At 70.5% G+C, this 17442-nt stretch carries 18 protein-coding genes; 16 read left to right on the plus strand and 2 right to left on the minus strand.

Translation table 11 applies throughout. The features are described 5' to 3' along the window. Position 1: 1 nt before the first annotated feature. The gene (locus FOY91_RS12805) at positions 2-1003 is read right to left on the minus strand and encodes a flagellin N-terminal helical domain-containing protein (protein ID WP_145152467.1); all 1002 of its coding nucleotides are present in this window, start codon (positions 1001-1003) and stop codon (positions 2-4) included. A 221-nt stretch (positions 1004-1224) separates the two neighbouring features. Beyond that, positions 1225-2214, minus strand: coding sequence for a flagellin N-terminal helical domain-containing protein (locus tag FOY91_RS12810; protein ID WP_145152470.1), 990 nt, complete (start codon positions 2212-2214; stop codon positions 1225-1227). A 365-nt stretch (positions 2215-2579) separates the two neighbouring features. On the opposite strand from FOY91_RS12810, the gene FOY91_RS12815 reads away from it, so the two are divergent. The 16 genes from FOY91_RS12815 to FOY91_RS12890 all read left to right on the plus strand — a co-directional run bounded on the left by FOY91_RS12815 (position 2580) and on the right by FOY91_RS12890 (position 17282). Continuing rightward, positions 2580-3845 carry a sigma 54-interacting transcriptional regulator gene (locus FOY91_RS12815; protein ID WP_145152473.1) on the plus strand — a complete coding sequence of 422 codons (1266 nt, stop codon included), beginning with the start codon at positions 2580-2582 and terminating at the stop codon, positions 3843-3845. Between the two features lie 8 nt (positions 3846-3853). Beyond that, complete coding sequence (fliE, locus tag FOY91_RS12820) at positions 3854-4204, plus strand: flagellar hook-basal body complex protein FliE (RefSeq protein WP_145152476.1); 351 nt, start codon at positions 3854-3856, stop codon at positions 4202-4204. A gap of 1 nt (position 4205) precedes the next feature. Continuing rightward, complete coding sequence (gene fliF / locus FOY91_RS12825; protein WP_145152480.1) at positions 4206-5930, plus strand: flagellar basal-body MS-ring/collar protein FliF; 1725 nt, start codon at positions 4206-4208, stop codon at positions 5928-5930. After that, positions 5930-6955, plus strand: coding sequence for a flagellar motor switch protein FliG (fliG, locus tag FOY91_RS12830; protein WP_145152483.1), 1026 nt, complete (start codon positions 5930-5932; stop codon positions 6953-6955). The genes fliF and fliG overlap by 1 nt, the downstream gene beginning before the upstream one ends. After that, on the plus strand, positions 6948-7580 hold the full coding sequence (locus tag FOY91_RS12835; protein WP_238995661.1) for a FliH/SctL family protein: 633 nt from the start codon (positions 6948-6950) through the stop codon (positions 7578-7580). The genes fliG and FOY91_RS12835 overlap by 8 nt, the downstream gene beginning before the upstream one ends. Next, positions 7577-8905 (plus strand): FliI/YscN family ATPase, encoded by a 1329-nt coding sequence (locus FOY91_RS12840; protein ID WP_145152486.1) that lies wholly within the window; start codon positions 7577-7579, stop codon positions 8903-8905. The genes FOY91_RS12835 and FOY91_RS12840 overlap by 4 nt, the downstream gene beginning before the upstream one ends. A gap of 5 nt (positions 8906-8910) precedes the next feature. Next, a complete protein-coding gene (locus FOY91_RS12845) occupies positions 8911-9318 on the plus strand; it encodes a hypothetical protein (protein WP_238995662.1) in 408 nt (135 codons plus the stop codon). Further along, positions 9315-11678, plus strand: a complete 2364-nt coding sequence (locus FOY91_RS12850) for a flagellar hook-length control protein FliK (protein WP_145152492.1) — start codon at positions 9315-9317, stop codon at positions 11676-11678. The genes FOY91_RS12845 and FOY91_RS12850 overlap by 4 nt, the downstream gene beginning before the upstream one ends. Before the next feature lie 13 nt (positions 11679-11691). Then, on the plus strand, positions 11692-12273 hold the full coding sequence (locus tag FOY91_RS12855) for a flagellar basal body-associated FliL family protein (protein WP_238995664.1): 582 nt from the start codon (positions 11692-11694) through the stop codon (positions 12271-12273). Beyond that, entirely contained in the window at positions 12270-13271 is a 1002-nt protein-coding gene (locus FOY91_RS12860) for a flagellar motor switch protein FliM (protein ID WP_238995667.1), read from the plus strand. Before FOY91_RS12855 ends, FOY91_RS12860 begins: the two co-directional genes overlap by 4 nt. Then, a complete protein-coding gene (gene fliN, locus FOY91_RS12865; protein ID WP_145152495.1) occupies positions 13268-13576 on the plus strand; it encodes a flagellar motor switch protein FliN in 309 nt (102 codons plus the stop codon). Before FOY91_RS12860 ends, fliN begins: the two co-directional genes overlap by 4 nt. A gap of 31 nt (positions 13577-13607) precedes the next feature. Continuing rightward, positions 13608-13916, plus strand: a complete 309-nt coding sequence (locus FOY91_RS12870; RefSeq protein WP_145152498.1) for a FliO/MopB family protein — start codon at positions 13608-13610, stop codon at positions 13914-13916. Positions 13917-13983: 67 nt separating this feature from the next. Beyond that, on the plus strand, positions 13984-14826 hold the full coding sequence (gene fliP / locus FOY91_RS12875; protein ID WP_145152501.1) for a flagellar type III secretion system pore protein FliP: 843 nt from the start codon (positions 13984-13986) through the stop codon (positions 14824-14826). Positions 14827-14836: 10 nt separating this feature from the next. Continuing rightward, positions 14837-15106, plus strand: coding sequence for a flagellar biosynthesis protein FliQ (fliQ, locus tag FOY91_RS12880; RefSeq protein ID WP_145152504.1), 270 nt, complete (start codon positions 14837-14839; stop codon positions 15104-15106). A 106-nt stretch (positions 15107-15212) separates the two neighbouring features. Beyond that, positions 15213-15995, plus strand: a complete 783-nt coding sequence (gene fliR, locus FOY91_RS12885; protein WP_145152508.1) for a flagellar biosynthetic protein FliR — start codon at positions 15213-15215, stop codon at positions 15993-15995. A 141-nt stretch (positions 15996-16136) separates the two neighbouring features. Continuing rightward, positions 16137-17282 (plus strand): EscU/YscU/HrcU family type III secretion system export apparatus switch protein, encoded by a 1146-nt coding sequence (locus FOY91_RS12890; protein ID WP_145152511.1) that lies wholly within the window; start codon positions 16137-16139, stop codon positions 17280-17282. Positions 17283-17442 lie beyond the last annotated feature (160 nt).

Consider the following 17442-nt stretch of genomic DNA (forward strand, 5'->3'; position numbering starts at 1 on the left):
GTTAGCGGAGCAAGCTCAGGACACCCTGCGAGCTCTGGTTGGCCTGTGCCAGCATGGCGGTGGCGGCCTGCGAGAGGATCTGGGACTTGGCGAGGGCAGTCGTCTCGGTGGAGAAGTCGGCGTCCTCGATGCGGCTGCGCGCGTCCGTCAGGTTGGTGGAGGTGGAGGTGAGGTTGTCCACCGTCGCCTCCAGCCGGTTCTGCACCGCACCCAGATTGGCACGGCCGGCGGCGACCGAGTTCAACGCGCGATCGACGATCGCGAGCGACTGGCTCGCGCCTTCGGCGGTCGACAGATCGATCTCGTCGATGCTCTTCGGCGCCAGCTCGGCCTTGGCGGCGGCGGTGGCGGCGGCCTTGGTCGTATCCGTCGGCGCGGCGTCGGAGGCGGCCTTCTTGGTGTTGTAGTCGCTCTGGCGGGTGGCGAGGCTGGCCGGGGCGCCGCCGGTGCGGGCCGGATCGGCGCCCAGGTCGCTCGTCTTCAGCGACTGGATCGAGAAGGAAACGGTCTCGCCCGACTTCACGCCGGTCTGGAGGGAGAAGGTGGCGTCGTTGGTGATGCCGTTCGTGGCGTTGGTGCCGGTGCCGCCGTTGACCAGCGAGATGTTGTTGAACTTGCTGCGATCGGCGATGTTGCCGATCTGGTCCTTCAGCTGCGTCACCTCGATCTGCAGGTTCGAGCGGTCGCTGTCCGAAATCGTGCCGTTGGCCGACTGGACGCCCAGTTCGCGCATGCGCTGGAGGATGTTGGTCGTGTCGCCCATCGCGCTTTCCGCCGTCTGCGCCAGCGAGATGCCGTCGTTCGAGTTGCGGATGGCGACGGTCAGGCCACGGATGTCGGAGGTCATGCGGGTGGCGACGGCCAGGCCGGCGGCGTCGTCCTTGGCGGAGTTGATCCGCTTGCCGGTGGAGAGGCGCTCCATCGCGGTCGACATGCTCATGCTGGCGGTGCGCGAGGCGTTTTGTGCCCGGAGCGCTGCGGAGTTCGTGTTGATGACGGTCATTGGTCGGATGTCCTTTCCGCTGGATGCTGCCTTCGGGCGGGTCGGTCCGCAGCAGCCACAACTGAGGTAACGGCGCTGCCGGGCGAAACTTAAGCGGCGATCGCGGCTGTTTTCGCCGGAAGATCGGAATATCGATCACCCCGGAAAACGAGGCGAGCCCCCGGCGCGGGGTAGGCGCCGGGGGCTCTCATGCCCGCTATGGGAGGACCAGTCCCGTCAAGTTAGCGGAGCAAGCTCAGGACACCCTGCGAGCTCTGGTTGGCCTGTGCCAGCATGGCGGTGGCGGCCTGCGAGAGGATCTGGGACTTGGCGAGGGCAGTCGTCTCGGTGGAGAAGTCGGCGTCCTCGATGCGGCTGCGCGCGTCGGTGAGGTTGGTGGAGGTGGAGGTGAGGTTGTCCACCGTCGCCTCCAGCCGGTTCTGCACCGCACCCAGGTTGGCGCGGCCCGCCGTCACCTGCGTCAGCGCCGTATCGATCACGGCGAGCGCGGCCGAGGCGTTGGCGGCGGTCGAGAGATCGACCTCGGCGATGCTGGTGGGCGCGGCCTTCGTGGCGGCCAGTGCGGCGGCGGTGGTGGCGGCCTTGGCCGTGTCCGTCGGCGCGGCGTCGGACGCGGCCTTGGCGGTCGTGTAGTCCGAGGTGGTCGTGGGGATGGTGGTGCGGGCACGGTTGGCGCCGAGGTCGTTCGTCTTCAGCGAGGCGACCGAGAAGCTCACCGTCTCGCCCGATTTGACGCCGGTCTGGAGCGTGAAGCTGGCGTCCGCCGTGAGGCCGGTGGTCGCGTTGGCCGTGCCGCCGCTGACGAGCGAGATGTTGTTGAACTTGCTGCGGTCGGCGATGTTGCCGATCTGGTCCTTCAGCTGCGTCACCTCGATCTGCAGGTTCGAGCGGTCGCTGTCCGAGATCGTGCCGTTGGCCGACTGGACGCCCAGTTCGCGCATGCGCTGGAGGATGTTGGTCGTGTCGCCCATCGCACTTTCCGCCGTCTGCGCCAGCGAGATGCCGTCGTTCGAGTTGCGGATGGCGACGGTGAGGCCACGGATGTCGGAGGTCATGCGCGTGGCGACGGCCAGACCGGCGGCGTCGTCCTTGGCGGAGTTGATCCGCTTGCCGGTGGAGAGGCGCTCCATCGCGGTCGACATGCTCATGCTGGCGGTGCGCGAGGCGTTCTGCGCCCGGAGTGCTGCGGAATTCGTGTTGATGACGGTCATTGGTCGGATGTCCTTTCCGCTGGATGCTGCCTTCGAGCGGTTCGAACCGCAGCAGCCACGATCCGGATAACGGCGGGCGGCGGCGGGGTTTAAGCGGGTCGCACGAAATGTTCGTCGCGCCCTTCGCCGGCGCCACCGGCAACGTCTTGCCGACGTGTCGGATTCCCGACGAATCCCCGTCGGTAAATTGACGCGCGGGCGCCGGGCGCGGTCGCGCGCGCGTGGCCCGTACGTGTGCGAGGCGCGAAGTTTACCTTCACGTAACCTTTGGGGTCGGGATTCCGCGCCTCCGTCTTTCTGGCACGGCGGTTGCGGAGGAGTGCGTGACCAACGGCCAAGTGCCGGAAAAACAACGGGGTATGCCCATGACGATCATCGCGCTTTCGCACGCTGCCGCCGCCGCCGATCCCACGCTCGCCGCGTGGCTGGCCGGCACGGGGCTGCGCTGCGCAATGATCGCGGCGGAAACGCCGCGCGAGCGGGGCGACATCCGCATCCTCCACGTCGACGAGATCGCCCACGCCACCCACCGCGACGTGTTGATCGCACTGGAGGAAGGCGCGCCGCTGCTGACCCGCGCCGCGGCCGGCCGCCCCGCCAGCATCCGCTTCGGTTTCGCCGACATGGCGTTCGGTCACGCGCTGATCGCCGAGCTGGTGCGCCCTGCCGGTCGCCCGGCCTGCGGCGAGCCGGACAGCGCGCGCTTCCTGTCGCTGGCGGCCAAGATCGCCGGATCGGACGCGACCGCGCTGGTGCTGGGTGAGACCGGCACCGGCAAGGAGGGCGTCGCCCGCTTCATCCACGCCAGCAGCCCGCGCGCCGACAAGCCGTTCGTGGCGGTGAACTGCGCCGCGCTGCCCGAGACGATGCTGGAGGCAATGCTGTTCGGCCACCAGAAGGGTAGCTTCACCGGGGCGAGCGGCGCCAGCGAAGGCCTGTTCCGCGCGGCCGAGGGTGGCAGCCTGCTGCTGGACGAGGTGGCCGAACTGCCGCTGGCGTTGCAGGCCAAGCTGTTGCGCGCGCTGCAGGAGCGCGAGGTGCTGCCGGTGGGCGCGACCAAGCCGGTGGCGGTGGACGTGCGCGTGATCGCCGCCGGCAACCGTGATCTGGCGGTGGAGGTGGCCGAGGGCCGCTTCCGCGCCGACCTGTACTGGCGGCTGAACGTGATGCCGCTCACCCTGCGCCCGCTCAGCAGCCGCCGGCTTGACGTGCGCGCCATCGCCGCCACGCTGATCCTGCGCCACACCGCCGCCGGCGATGCGGTCGCCTGGCCCACGGCGGAGGCGCTGGCGGTGTTGATGGCGCACGACTGGCCGGGCAACGTGCGCGAGCTGGAGAACGTGCTGCAACGCGCGCTGCTGCTGCGCGAGGGCGAGCGGATCGAGGCGCACGACCTGTCGATCGCGTCGGCGCCGTCGATCACGATGCCCGCCGCCGCCGTCGCGAGCAACGTGGTGGAGATCGTGCCGCAGTCCGTCCGCCTCGCCGAGATCGCCAAGTCGTTGCAGGCCAAGGCCATCGCCGAGGCGCTGGCGGCCACCGGCGGGCATCGCCTGCGCGCTGCCGAGCGGCTGGGGATCAGCGAACGTACGCTGCGCTACCGTCTCGCCGACATGCGCGCGGCGGCCTGAGGTAGACCATGACCACGATCAACTCATCCAGCCTGATGGCGATGCGCAGCGCCATTCTGCAGCAGAACTCCGCGCTCCAGAAGGCCGCCGGCAACCCCGCCGGGGCGGCCATCGCCGTGCCCGGCGCGGAGGCGCCGAAGGCCGACTTCACCGAGGCGCTGCGCGGCGCGCTGACCGAGGTGAACGGCCTCCAGAGCAAGGCCGGCGCCGCATCGGAAGCGTATGAAAAGGGCGAGACGACCGACATCGCCGCCGTGATGCTCTCGCGCGAGCAGGCGTCGGTCGGCTTTCAGGCGACGTTGCAGGTCCGTAACAAGCTGCTGTCCGCGTACAAGGATATCATGAGCATGCCGGTCTGACATGGCTGACCTGATCGCCACCGCCGACGCCGCCAGCCCCGGCCGCGCCCTCATCCCCAGCCCCGTCGCCGGGGGTGGCGCGGGGGCCGTGCTTACCCGTGTCAAGGCGTTCGCCGCCCAGCCGGCGGTGGCGAAAAGCCTGCCGATGGTGGGGCTGATCGCGCTGCTCGGCATCGCCGCGCTGGCGTGGTTCCTGTTCAGCCAGCCGCCGCAGCGCGACCTGTTTCGCGGCCTCGCCGACAACGACAAGGCGGCGGTCGCCGAGGCGCTGACCGGCGCCGGGATCAAATACACCCTCGACCGCGAGACCGGCACGCTGACCGTGGCCGACGACCAGTTCTATCAGGCCAAGATGATGCTGGCGCAGGCCGGACTGCCCAAGGCCGCGCCCGATGGCGATGCGATGATCTCCTCGCTCCCGCTGGGTGCTTCCCGGGCGGTAGAGGGCGAGCGACTGCGCGGCGCGCGCGAGATGGATCTGGCCCGCACGATCGAGCAGATCGACGCGGTGCAGAAGGCGCGCGTGCATCTGGCGATGGAGCAGCCGAGCGTGTTCCTGCGCGATCGCACCGCGCCCGCCGCCTCGGTGATGCTCACGCTGATGGGCGGCCGCACGCTCAGCGACGCGCAGGTCGGCGCGATGCAGCATCTCGTCGCGTCGTCCGTGCCGGGGCTGTCGCCCGATGCCGTCTCGATCGTCGACCAGACCGGGCGGCTGCTGTCGCGCGACGGCGGCGATTCGGGCAGCGACGCCAGCGAGCGCCAGATCGCCATTCAGGCGAAGACCGAGGCGCGGTATCTTGCCAGCCTCAACAAGCTGCTGACGCCGCTGCTGGGCGAGGGCAACTTCACCGCCGAGGTGCACACAGATCTCGATTTCGCCGAGGTGCAGGCGACGCGCGAAAGCTACCCCAAGGACGCCGCCGCCGTACGCGCCGAAACTGGCGGCTGGACGAAGAACGGCGGGCCGGACGGCCCGGACGCGGTGGGCGGCATCCCCGGCGCGCTCTCGAACCAAGCACCGCCGGCCGCACAGGTGGCCGCCGCCCCCGGCGGCACCACCACGCCGACCGCGCCGGGCGCGCCCGCCGCCGCCACCGGCGAGGCGGCCAAGACGACCGAGCAGTACAACCGCACCTTCGAGCTGGGCCGCGAGGTTTCCGTCACGAAGAACCCGGTCGGCACCGTGCGCCGCCTGTCGGTGGCGGTGGCGCTGAAGGATCCGGCCAAGGGCAAGCGCACGCCGGCCGAACTGGCGCAGCTCGAGGCGCTCATCAAGGGTGCGGTCGGGTTCGACCAGCAGCGCGGCGACGTGATCGCGGTATCCGCCCGCAAGTTCGCCGATGCCGCGCCGGAAGACGCAGGCAAGTGGTGGGACGCGCCGTGGGTGGGCCTGCTGGCGCGCAACCTTTCCGCGCTGCTGATCGCGGCATTGCTGGTGTTCGGCCTCGGCCGGCCGCTGATGAAGCGTCGCGCCGCCGCTGCTGCCGCCGCAAAGGTGGAAGCCGCCGAAACCCGCGCGACCACGGCCAAGGACATCGCGACCGCGATCAGCACCGAGACGCAGGTCGCCGGTGGCGCCGTGACGCTGGAAATGATCGAGGCGGCGCCGGGCTACACCGCGCGCGCCGACCTGATCCGCAACTTCGTGCGACAGGATCCGGCCCGCGCCGCCCTCGTCGTGCGTGACCTGATCCGCGCCGACGCCGCGCCGGGAGACGCCTGATGGCCGAAACGCTCGATACCGCCGTCGCCGACAAGACCCCGGCCGGCTGCGAGGCCGCCGCGATCCTGTTGATGCTGCTGGCCGAGGAGGAGGCCGCCGACGTGCTGAGCCGGCTGGATCCCGAGGAGGTGCAGCTGCTGGGCGGCGCGATGTTCGGCGTGGCCGACGTTTCGGAGGCGCAGGTGAACGGCGTGCTCGACCTGTTCGTCGATCGCGCGCGCGCGCGCACGACGATCGGTTTCGGTGCCGACGCGCACATCCGCGGCGTGATGAGCCGCGCGCTGGGGGCGGACCGGGCGGACAACGTGCTCGCCCGCATCACCCCGCAGACGCGCACGGCGGCGCTCGATGCGCTGAAGTGGATGGACCCGCGCACGATCGCCAGCCTGATCGAGCACGAGCATCCGCAGATCGCCGCGCTTGTACTGGCGCACCTCGATCCGCCGATCGCGGCCGACGTGCTGCAACTGCTGGACGACGAGGCACAGGCCGATATCATCTACCGCGTCGCCACGCTCGGCCCGGTCACGTCCGAGGCGCTGGAGGATCTGGAGCGCGTGCTGCTGCGTCAGGTGACGCGCGCATCGAGCGGCGCCACCAGCAGCCGGGGCGGGGCGAGCGAGGCGGCCAAGATCGTCAACAACACCCGCCAGACCGCCGAGCTGCGGATCATCAAGTCGCTCAACAAGCTCGACAAGGGGCTGGCGCGGATGATCGAGGACGAGATGTTCGTGTTCGAGAACCTCAACGACCTCGACGAGAAGGGGCTGGGCACGCTGCTGCGCACGGTGAACAACGATATCCTCGTGGTGGCGCTGAAGGGCGCGGACGAAAAATTGCGCAACCGGATGCTCGGCTGCATGTCCACCCGCGCCGCCCAGTCGATCCAGGACGATATCGCCGCCAAGGGGCCGATGCGGCTGGCCGAGGTGCAGGACGCGCAGAAGGAGATGCTCGCCGTGGCCCGCCAGCTGGCGGACGCGGGCACCATCATGCTCGGCGGCAAGGGCGACGACTATGTCTAGTTTGTGGACCCACGCCAGCGCCGCCGCCGCGTCGCGGATCTGCGCCTTTTCGCACCGGGCGGAGGCGACGCCGTTCACCCCGTGGAGCGCGGCACTGCCCGTAGCGCCCGACGAGGCGGAGGATGACTTCGAGGAGCCGGCGGCGGTGATCGATCCGGCGCAGATCGAGGCCGAGGCGTTCACGCAAGGCTTCGAGGAAGGCCGCCGCGTCGCCGCGCTGGAGATGGCCGGTGAACGCGCGGAGCTTGCCCGGCTGGTCGAGGCGCTCGGCGTACTCCAGCCCGAGGAACCGCACGCGCTGGGCGAGCTGCTGGCCGAGACGGTGGACCGGCTGGTGCGCCAGATCGTCGGCGAGGTGTCGATCGACGGCACCATCCTGGCCGACCGCGCCCATGCCGCCGCCGCGCTGATCGCCGAGGAGAGCGCGCCGAGCCGGATGCGGCTGCACCCGGACGACCACGCCCGGCTGGGCAATGCCCGCATCGGCGTGGAGATGATCGCCGACCCCGCGCTCGCCCCCGGCACCGTGCTGCTGGAAAGCGGCGAGGGGTGGATCGAGGACGGCCCCGACGTGGGCCTCGAAAAACTGCGCGCCGCGCTCGACCGGCTCGGGCTGCCGCGATGAGCCGGCTGGCCGCGCGCGCGGCGGCGATGCTGCACGGCATCGACGTGGCGGCGCAGGGGCCGCGCCGGATCGGCAAGCTCGTGTCGTACGACGGGCTGATGATGGAGGCGACCGGCTTCAACCAGCCGATCGGCAGCGCCGCGCGCGTGATCGACGCCGATGGCCATGCCGCGCGCGCCGAGGTGGTGGGCTTCCGCGGGCCGCGCACGCTGCTGATGGCGCTGGATCACGATGCCCCGCACACCGCCGGCGCGCGGGTGGAGCCGGACGGGCAGGGCGGCTCGGTCAACGTCGGGCCGGAACTGCTCGGCCGGGTGATGGACGCGCTGGGCAACCCGCTGGACGGGCTGGGGGCGATCGGCGGCGGCCACCGCTGGCCGCTGGCCGGGCGCATGGGCAACCCGCTCGATCGCGGGCGCGTGACGACCGCGTTCGACATGGGCGTGCGCGCGGTGAACGCGCTGCTGACGGCGGGTGTCGGCCAGCGCATCGCGATCTGCGCCGGCTCGGGCGTCGGCAAATCCGTGCTGATGGGGCAGATGATCGCGGGGGCCGACGCCGACGTGATCGTGGTGGGGCTGGTCGGCGAGCGCAGCCGCGAGGTGACCGACTTCCTCGCCACCAAGCTCTCCGGCCCGGTGCGGCAGAAAAGCGTGGTGGTGGCGGTGCCGGCCGATCACCCGCCGCTGCTGCGCCTGCGCGCGGCGATGCGCGCCACCGCCATCGCCGAATATTTCCGCGAGGCCGGCCTCAAGGTGCTGCTGCTGATCGACAGCCTGACGCGCGTGGCGCACGCGCAACGCGAGATCGGGCTTTCGCTGGGCGAGCCGCCGACGATGAAGGGCTATCCGCCGTCCGCGCTGGGCCTGATCCCACGCATCGTGGAGCGGGCGGGGGCGGATGCGCGCACCGGCGGCTCGATCACCGCGCTCTACACCGTGCTGGCCGATGGCGACGATACCGACGACCCGATCGTGGATACCGCGCGCGCGATCGTGGACGGGCATATCATCCTCTCGCGCAGTCTGGCGGAGCAGGGCGTGTTCCCGGCGATCGACGTGGGCAAGTCGCTGAGCCGGGTGATGGCCGATATCGTGCCGCCCGCGCACCAGCAGGCCGCCGCGAGCTTGCGCCGGCTGTGGTCGGTGTATGAGGAGAACCGCGATCTGATCCTGATGGGCGCCTACCGCGAGGGCAGCGATCCGGTGATCGACGAGGCGATCCGCCGCCACGGCGAGGTGCTGGAATTCATCAAGCAGGGCCAGAAGGAACGGATCGATCTGCACGATTCGTCAACCATGTTGGCGCAAGGTTTCGGACGATGAAACAAATGCTCCGCAAACGCGCCCGCATCGTGCGGGTCCGCAACGTCCAGCACCTGCAGGCCTCGGCGCAGGCCGCGCAGGCCGAAGGGCGCGTGGCGACGCTGGAGAACAGCGCGGCGCGGCTGGTATCGCTGCGCGGCAGCCTGGAGCCGACGCCGGGCGTGCTGTTCGCCGCCGCGCTGTCCGGCGCGGGCGAACTGTCGATGCGGCTGGATGCGGCGCGCCACGGCATGACCGACGCCATCGTCGAGGCGCGCGCCTCTGCCGGCCGGCTGGCCGAGGCGCGGCTCGCGGCGCGCATCCGGCAGGAGGGCGCGGAGAAACTGGGCGAACAGGCGCGGGCCGCCTATGCCGAATGGCGCGAGAAGAAGCAGGCGACGCCGCACCGCCGCAAGGCGGGGGGCGAGCGATGATCGCGATGTCGTCGATTTCGCCGATCGTGCCGGGCTTGTCTTCCGGCGGTCAGCCGCCGGCGGAGGATGCCACGGTCGCTGCCGCCTTCGGCGCGGTGATGGCCTCGCTGACGCCATCCGCCGGCGCTTCGGCCTCTCCCCCGCCGGCCACGCCGGTCATCCGGACACAGCCGGCCGTGATCGCGCGCAGCGCCGGGGACGGCGACGCGCCGGGCGGCGAGGCCGACGCGAAGGCCGCTGACGATGCCGCGACGGCAGAAGATGCGACCGGTGTGACCACCGATGCCGTGCCTGCTCCGACCGTGATGACGTTGCCCGTCACCGTGGCGCCCGTGGCGCCGATGGTCGTCACCGTGTCGGGCGAGGGTGTGCGTTCGTCCGCAGCCGCGCGGGACGCCGCGACGAACCCGATGGCAGGCAGCAGGAGCGGACGCACTGCATTGCCCGGTCCGGTGGCAACGCCGGGCATCACGATGCAGGTTTCCCTGCCGCAACCGCTGGCTGGACCAGACGTGCGCGAGGGCGTGCCGGATGGCGGCGGTCTGGATCGAGCCGGGCTGTCGGCCGCAGGGGCGCTCGATACGCCTCGCCTTGCGTCGGCGGACGGGCGATCGTCACCGTCGGCCGTGACGGGTGCCCGACCCGCGCCGCGTGGCGTTGCCGGACCCGAAGTGGGTGCAACCGACATGGGTGCGGTTCCGCCGGTCGCCGGGGTGCCGGCCGGCAGCCAGACCGATCGGATCATTGCCGACGGTCGTGGCTCCGGGGCGGTGCTTCCATCCGGACAGATGACATTCGCCGCCGCATCCGACGCCGGTTCGGCACCCGTGGCCGGATCGCTTCCGTTCGCCGCCGCCGTGCTCGATCCGGCGATGACGACACCTGACGTACCTCGGCCTCTCGTTGCGGATGGTGGAGCGACGATGCCGGCGATCGGCGTGCGCGGCGGCAGGGCCTCTGCGGGGAAGGGCGGCGATGCGCCTGTTGTCGCTTCTGCAATCGACCCATCGGCCGGGAGCGCCATCGGCGCGCCGGAAGCAGGTTCGATCGGCGCGCCTATCGCCGATGCTGTCGGCGGGTCCGCTGCGACTTCGGTCGATCCGCAAGGTGCGGACGTCATTGGTATGCTTGTCGCAAATGTCACCGGCACGAAGGTCACCGGTACGCCCGTCGCCGGCACGTCGGGCATGGCGCTTACGGACGCTATCGGCACGCCTGTGAGGGGGGCGATGGTCGCGCCTCTCGCGATCATGACCGGCACGTCCGTTGGAAGCGCGAGCGATACGCCCTTCACCGCGGGTGACGGGATGCTTGCCGCGTCCGATGCGCCCGGCACGATCCCGTCCGCCCTTTCCGTCGCCCAGCCGGCCGGATCGGCAACGGGGGGCGAACCCGTCCCGGCGATCACCGCGAACGCGCCGGCCGCCGATGCGGCGGCGGCGGTGGGGATGATCCCCGTCGGCTTGTCCCCCGATGCGCGGGCGACCGTGTCGGCTGGCGCAGGACCGGTCTCCTCGCCGGCCGCAACGTCTGTACCCGGCCTGTCGGCTTTCGGGCCGGGCGCGACCGGAGGGGCGACGTCGCCATTCGCCGCCGGTGGCGAGAGCGGGACGACGGCCATGACCGGCCTCGATCTCGACGCGATGTTCCCGCTGGCCGGCACCGCGCCGCTGACCGTATCGTTCACGCGAACACCGCACGCCGTGGCACTGGCGACGGCGCCGGTGGCGGACACGGTGGCTGCCGGCGACCTGCTCGCCGACCTCGCACAGCCCGATGACGATGCGTCTTCCTTTCTCCCGGCAGGGCTGGCCGTCGCCGCGCCCGCCGTCACCCCCGCCACCACGATCGGCACCGCCGCGACCGGCCCCGCGGCCGCAGCACCGGCCGACGCCGGCCTCCAGCATCACCTCGATGTCGCGCACGATGGCGCGTGGCTGGACCGGCTGGCGCACGACATCGCCGCCTCGGCCGACCGCGATCAGAAGATGCGCTTCCAGCTCAATCCCGAGCGGCTGGGATCGCTGCAGGTCGAGATCGCCGGCGGCAGCGACGGTGCCTCGGTGCGGTTCACTGCCGACAGCGAGGCGGCGCGCGCGTTGATCGCCGATGCCCAGCCCCGGCTGGTGGCCGAGGCGCGCGCGCAGGGCATGCGGATCGCCGACACGCAGGTCGACCTGTCCGGCCGCAACGGCGGGCAGGGCGGCGGGCAGAGCGGTGCCAATCCGTTCGCCCAAGGGCAGGGGCAGGGCCAGCAGCAGGGCGGTGGCCAGCGAGCGCCGCTGTTCGATCGCCCGACCACGAACCGCCCGATCACGCGCGCCGGGGCCGTGACGGCCGGCGCGGAACGCTACGCATGACGAGGAACGACCGTTGAGCGACGACGCCAAGACCGTGCCTGCCCCCAAGAAGGGCGGCAAGATGAAGAAGATGCTGGTGATCGGCGGCGGCGCGCTGCTGTTGCTGGGCGGCGGTGCCGCTGCCGGCATGTACGCCGGCGGCAAGCTGGGCGGCGGCGGCCACGAGGAGAAGAAGGAAGATCCCAACGCCCCCAAGCTAGTGCTGAAGGAAGGCGAGCACGGCCCGCAGACCGCCAAGGGGCATGACGGTGACAACACGCCCGACGACACCGGGATCTACAAGGCGACCTATTACCCGATCGAGCAGAGCTTCACCTCGAACCTCACGGATACCAACGGCTTCGCCCAATTGGGCCTCGGCGTCTCGACCTATTACGACCAGAAGGTGATCGACAACCTGAAGGAGAACGAGATGCCGGTGCGCTCGGCCATCCTCCTCACGCTCGCCGATCAGGAGGCCGAGGTGCTTTCCACGCCCGAGGGCAAGAAAATGCTCCAGAAAAAGCTTAAGGTCGCTATTAACGATGTTCTGAAACAGACAACCGGGTTCGGCGGGATCGACGACGTGTATTTCACGAGCTTCATCATATCGTGAGCGGCAACGGCGCGCTTTCCGGCGAGGAGGTTTCGGCGCTGATGGCCGGGCTGGAGGAAGCCTCCACCCCCTTCGGTGCGGCGGCGGCCGCGGCCACGGGGGCGGGCAGTGCCGCCGCCCATGCCGCGCGCCCGTTCGCATTGGGCAACGAGGCGTTCCGCCCCAGCGCGCGACTGGCCGGGCTGGAGCGGATGGGCGAGCGGCTGGCGCAGCGTATCCGCACCGTGGTGGAGCCGTTCGCTCGCGCCCGCACGCAGGTGGCGGCCGAGCCGCTGGAGACGCTGCGCTTCGAGGAATGGCGCGCCGCGCTCCCCGGCTTCACCAGCCTCAGCCTCTATCGGTTGCGACCGCTGAAATCGGGCATGCTGCTGGCGATCGATCCCGATTTCGTCGCCTGGCTGGTGGATGCGTTCTACGGCGGCGGCGGCGCGCCGGCCAAGCCCAAGACACGCGAGTTCACCCCCACCGAGGAGCGGCTGCTGAGCCGGCTGGCCGACGGCATCGTCGAGCAGCTGGTGGAGGTGTGGAGCGAGGTGGTGGCGCTGACCCCCGCGCTGGCCTCGCGCGAGACGAACGCGACCTACGCCAGCCTGGTGCGCGCCGACGAGGCGGTGGTGCTGCAACGCTTCACCATCACCCCGGCGCAGGGGCGGGCGGCGGGCGTGTCGATCCTCTATCCGCTCGGCGCGCTGCGGCCGTACGAGGCGCTGCTGGCCGCCAAGGTGCACGACGAGGGCGGCGCGGGCGATGCCGAATGGCGCATGCGGCTGGCCGAGGCGCTGGAGACGGTGCGGCTGCCGGTGCGGTCGGTGCTGGCGCGGCCCGAACTCACGCTGTCGCAGCTCGTGGCGCTGAAGCCGGGTGACGTGATCCCGATCACGCTCAACCCGCGCGTACCGCTGATCGTGGCCAACCGCCGCATCGCAAGCGGCACCATCGGCGAGCAGGACGGGCGCGCGGCGCTGATGATAGACCATGTCGAACGGACGGTGCGATGATCGAGGCGGAAACCGACGTTCCCGAACTGCCGGGTGCGCGCAACTACAAGCTGCTGGCGGATATTCCGCTGCGGTTGTCGGTGGAGGTGGGCAGCACCTCGTTGCGGCTGTCCGAACTGCTCGACCTGTCGGAGGGCAGCGTGGTGGAGCTGGACCGGCAGGCGAGCGAGCTGCTCGACATTCTCGTCAACGGCACGCTGGTGGCCAAGGGCGAGGTGGTGACGATCAACGGCCGCTTCGGCATCCGCGTGGTGGATGTGGTGGCGGCCGACGCACGGCTGGCCGGGCTGGAGCGGCGGGCATGAGGGCATCGCCCGTCGTGGAGCGCGCGGCGTGATGACCGCCTACATCCTGCGGCTGCTGATCCTGCTGCCGCTGGTGGCGGGCATGGCGTTCGGCGCGCTGTGGCTGTGGCGGCGGGTGCAGCCGGGCCTGTCGCTGGGCCAGCGCGACCGCGCGATAAAGGTGGTCGACGCGATTCCGATGGGCGCGACCGGCCGGCTGGCGGTGGTGGAGTTCGGCGGCAAGCGCCTGCTGCTCGCCGTGTCGCGCGGGCGGATCGAGAAACTGGCGGAGACGCCGCTGGCGGGGGCGCCCGCCGTGTCGGTGGTGGGTGACGGCGACGAGGGCGTGGTGGATGGCTGAACCCGCCCTTGCCCCCTTTCCCCAACCTGATTTTTCCTTTCCCCGAGCGAAGTCGAGGGGCCGCGATATGAAACGGTCCATCGGCTTGACGGCGGTGCCTCGACTGCGCTCGGCACAAGAAAAGTGGGGCAGGGGCGTGCCTCGACTTCGCTTGGCGGACGGACGGTGGTGGGCGGCGCTCGCGGCCCTCCTCGCCGCCCTTCTTCTCGCCACGCCCGCCTTCGCGCAGCAGGCCGGCGCACTCGATCGGGCGCTGACGACCATCTCGGGCGACGGCAAGCCGCTGTCGCTGTCGCTCCAGATCCTCGTGCTGATGAGCCTGCTGACGGTGCTGCCGTCGCTGGTGCTGATGATGACGAGCTTTACCCGCATCATCATCGTCCTCTCGATCCTGCGGCAGGCGCTGGGCTTGCAGCAGACGCCGCCCAATCAGGTGCTCGTCGGCCTCGCGCTGTTCCTCTCGCTGTTCGTGATGCGGCCGGCGGTGGACCAGATCAACGCCACCGCCTTCACCCCCTATGGCGCGGGCACGATCCCGATCGAGGAGGCGATCAGCCGTTCGGCGGCGGTGCTGCACGGCTTCATGATCAAGCAGACCCGCCAGACCGACCTGAAGCTGTTCGCCGATCTCGCCAAGGCACCGCCGTTCGCGCGGGCCGCCGACATTCCCTTCTCGATCCTGCTGCCCTCGTTCGTGACGAGCGAGTTGAAGACGGCGTTCCAGATCGGCTTCCTGATCTTCCTGCCGTTCCTCATCATCGATCTGGTGGTGGCGTCCACGCTGATGGCGCTGGGCATGGTGATGCTGTCGCCGGCGATCATCTCGATGCCGTTCAAGCTGCTGCTGTTCGTGCTGGTGGATGGCTGGGCGCTGACGATGGGGTCGCTCGCCGGCTCCTTCGTCACGTAGGGCGCGCGCGGTGGGCCCTGACTATTTCGTCGGCATCGCGCAGCAGGCGCTGTGGATTCTCGCGCTTGCCTGCGCCCCGGTGCTGATCCCGGCGCTGGCGGCGGGCGTGGTGCTCGGCATGATCCAGGCGGCGACCTCGATCAACGAGCAGACGCTCAGCTTCGTGCCCAAACTCATCATCGTGGGCATCGCGCTCGCCATCTTCGGCGGGTCGATCCTGCTGCTGATCGCCGACTTCACCCGCGAGATGTTCGCCCGCATCCCGGACCTGATGCAGTGAGGGGCTGTTCGGAAACTTGCGGAGCAAGTTTCGAGGCGGTGCCGCCAAACCTGTTGCAACGGGTTTCCAAACAGATTTCCGGCGCCGGCCGGCGCGGGCCGGGCTGATGTTTCCGCAGGGCTTCGTCGGGATCGAGGCGCAACTGTGGCTGTGGCTGCTGGCGATGGTGCGGCCGGGCGCCGCCTTCCTCGCCGCCCCCGTGTTCGGCGCGCCCTATGTGCCGGTGCAGCTGCGGCTGATCGTGGCGCTGGCGGTGGGGATACCGGCGGCGGCCGCCGTGCCCTTCGCCATGCCGGACGGCGGGCTGGTGACGATCGCCGGGGCCATGATGGTGTTCGGCGAGGTGCTGGCCGGCCTCGCGCTGGGCTTCGCCGTGCAGATCGGCTTTTCCGCCGCGCTGCTGGGCGGCGAGACGATCGGCAACGCGATGGGGCTGGGATTCGCCGGCATGATTGATCCGGCGAGCGGTTCCTCCAGCCCGGCGCTCGGCCAGTTGCTGTCGATCCTCGGCACCTTCCTGTTCCTGGCGATGGGCGGGCACCTGATGCTCGCCTCGATTATCTTCGACAGTTACCGCGCGTTGCCGCCGGGGCAGGGCTGGCTGGGGGCGGAGAGCGTGCGTGGCCTCGCGATGTTCGGCGGCACGGTGTTCGCCGCTGGCCTCGCCATCGCGTTGCCGGTGGGGTTCGCGCTGATCCTCGTGCAGATCGTGATGGGGATGCTGGCGCGCTCCGCCCCGTCGCTGAACCTGTTCGCGGTGGGCCTGCCCGCCACCATCCTCGCCGGCATCGTGCTGCTGGCGATCGGCGCGCCGACGATGGCCGACGCGATCACCGCCTCGCTGCAACGCGGGCTGGATTACGCCATGCAGATCGCGATGGGGCGGTGAGGATCGTCATTCTCCCTTTCCCCGAGCGAAGTCGAGGGGCCGGGCGGGCATTGAAACGTCCGGCCGGGGCTTCTCGGCTGCGCTCGAAGAAGTCCCTCGACTTCGCTCGCGACAAGGGGATGGGGTGGGGGATCAAACCCCATGGCTGAATCCGAGGGCGGCGAGAAAACCGAAGACCCGACCGACAAGCGCAAGCGCGACGCGGTCGAGAAGGGCGATGTCCTCCAGTCCAAGGATCTGGGCACCGCGATGGTGGTGCTGGGTGGCGCTGCGTGGATGGTGCTGGCCGGGCCGTGGCTGGTGGGCGCGCTGCGCGACATGCTGGCGGACGGGCTGCGCTTCGATGCCAATTCGCTGCGTACGTTCGACCCGGCGGAGGCGTTCTGGCGGCTGGGGGCGGCGGTGGTGATGCCGCTGGCCACGTTGTTCGCGATCACGCTGGTGGCGGCGATCGGCACGCCCGCGATCCTCGGCTCGCTCGGCTTCCGCTGGAGCGCGATGGGTTTCAAGCCGGACAAGATGAACCCGATCAGCGGCCTTGGCCGAATGTTCGGGCTGAACGGGCTGATGGAGCTCGGCAAGTCGATCGCCAAGGTCGCGTTGCTCGGCGGGGTGGCGTGGTGGCTGCTGGCGGGGCAGGCGGACCGGCTGGTGACGCTGGGCCAGCAGGATCTCGTCGCGGCGCTGGGCGATCTCGGCCAGAGCTTCGTGATGGCGGTGCTGGTGATGGCGCTGGCGCTGGCGCTGATCGCGGGGGTGGATATCCCCACCCAGATCATCCGGCGCGGCGGCCGCCTGCGGATGAGCAAGCAGGAGGTGAAGGACGAGCACAAGCAGAGCGAGGGCAGCCCCGAACTGAAGGCGCAGATCCGCCGCCGCCAGCATGAGGTGCTGAAGGGCTCGGCGCGGCAGGCGGTGTCGGACGCCACCGTGGTGCTGACCAACCCGACGCATTTCGCCGTCGCGCTGCGCTATCGGCCCGGCGTGGATGCCGCCCCGACGGTGGTGGCGCGCGGGCGTGGCGCCACGGCGGACGCCATCCGCGAACTGGCCGACGAGCTGGCGGTGCCGATGCTCGGCTATCCGCAACTGGCACGCGCGCTCTACTTCACTACCCGCACGGGGCAGGTGATCCGCGACGACCTGTATCTGGCGGTGGCGACGGTGATCGCCTTCGTCTTCAACCTGGATGCGGCGATGGCCGGCGGTACGGACATGCCGGTGCGGCCCGACATCGACGTGCCGAAGGGCGCAAGGTTCGACGAGGACGGGCACCCGGATGGGTGAGCGGTGCCTCCCCGTCATCCCCGCCCCGTGCCGGGGTGCAGCTGGGTGTAACCGTGCCGTGTCGTCGATTGTGCACCGATCGCGGCCCGGTGGACCCCGGCACGGGGCCGGGGTGGCGGCGCGCGTGATGACGCCGGATGTCACCCAAATCCTTAAGGCC

Source organism: Alterirhizorhabdus solaris (genome assembly GCF_007785815.1).
GTDB classification, from domain to species: Bacteria; Pseudomonadota; Alphaproteobacteria; order Sphingomonadales; family Sphingomonadaceae; genus Alterirhizorhabdus; species Alterirhizorhabdus solaris.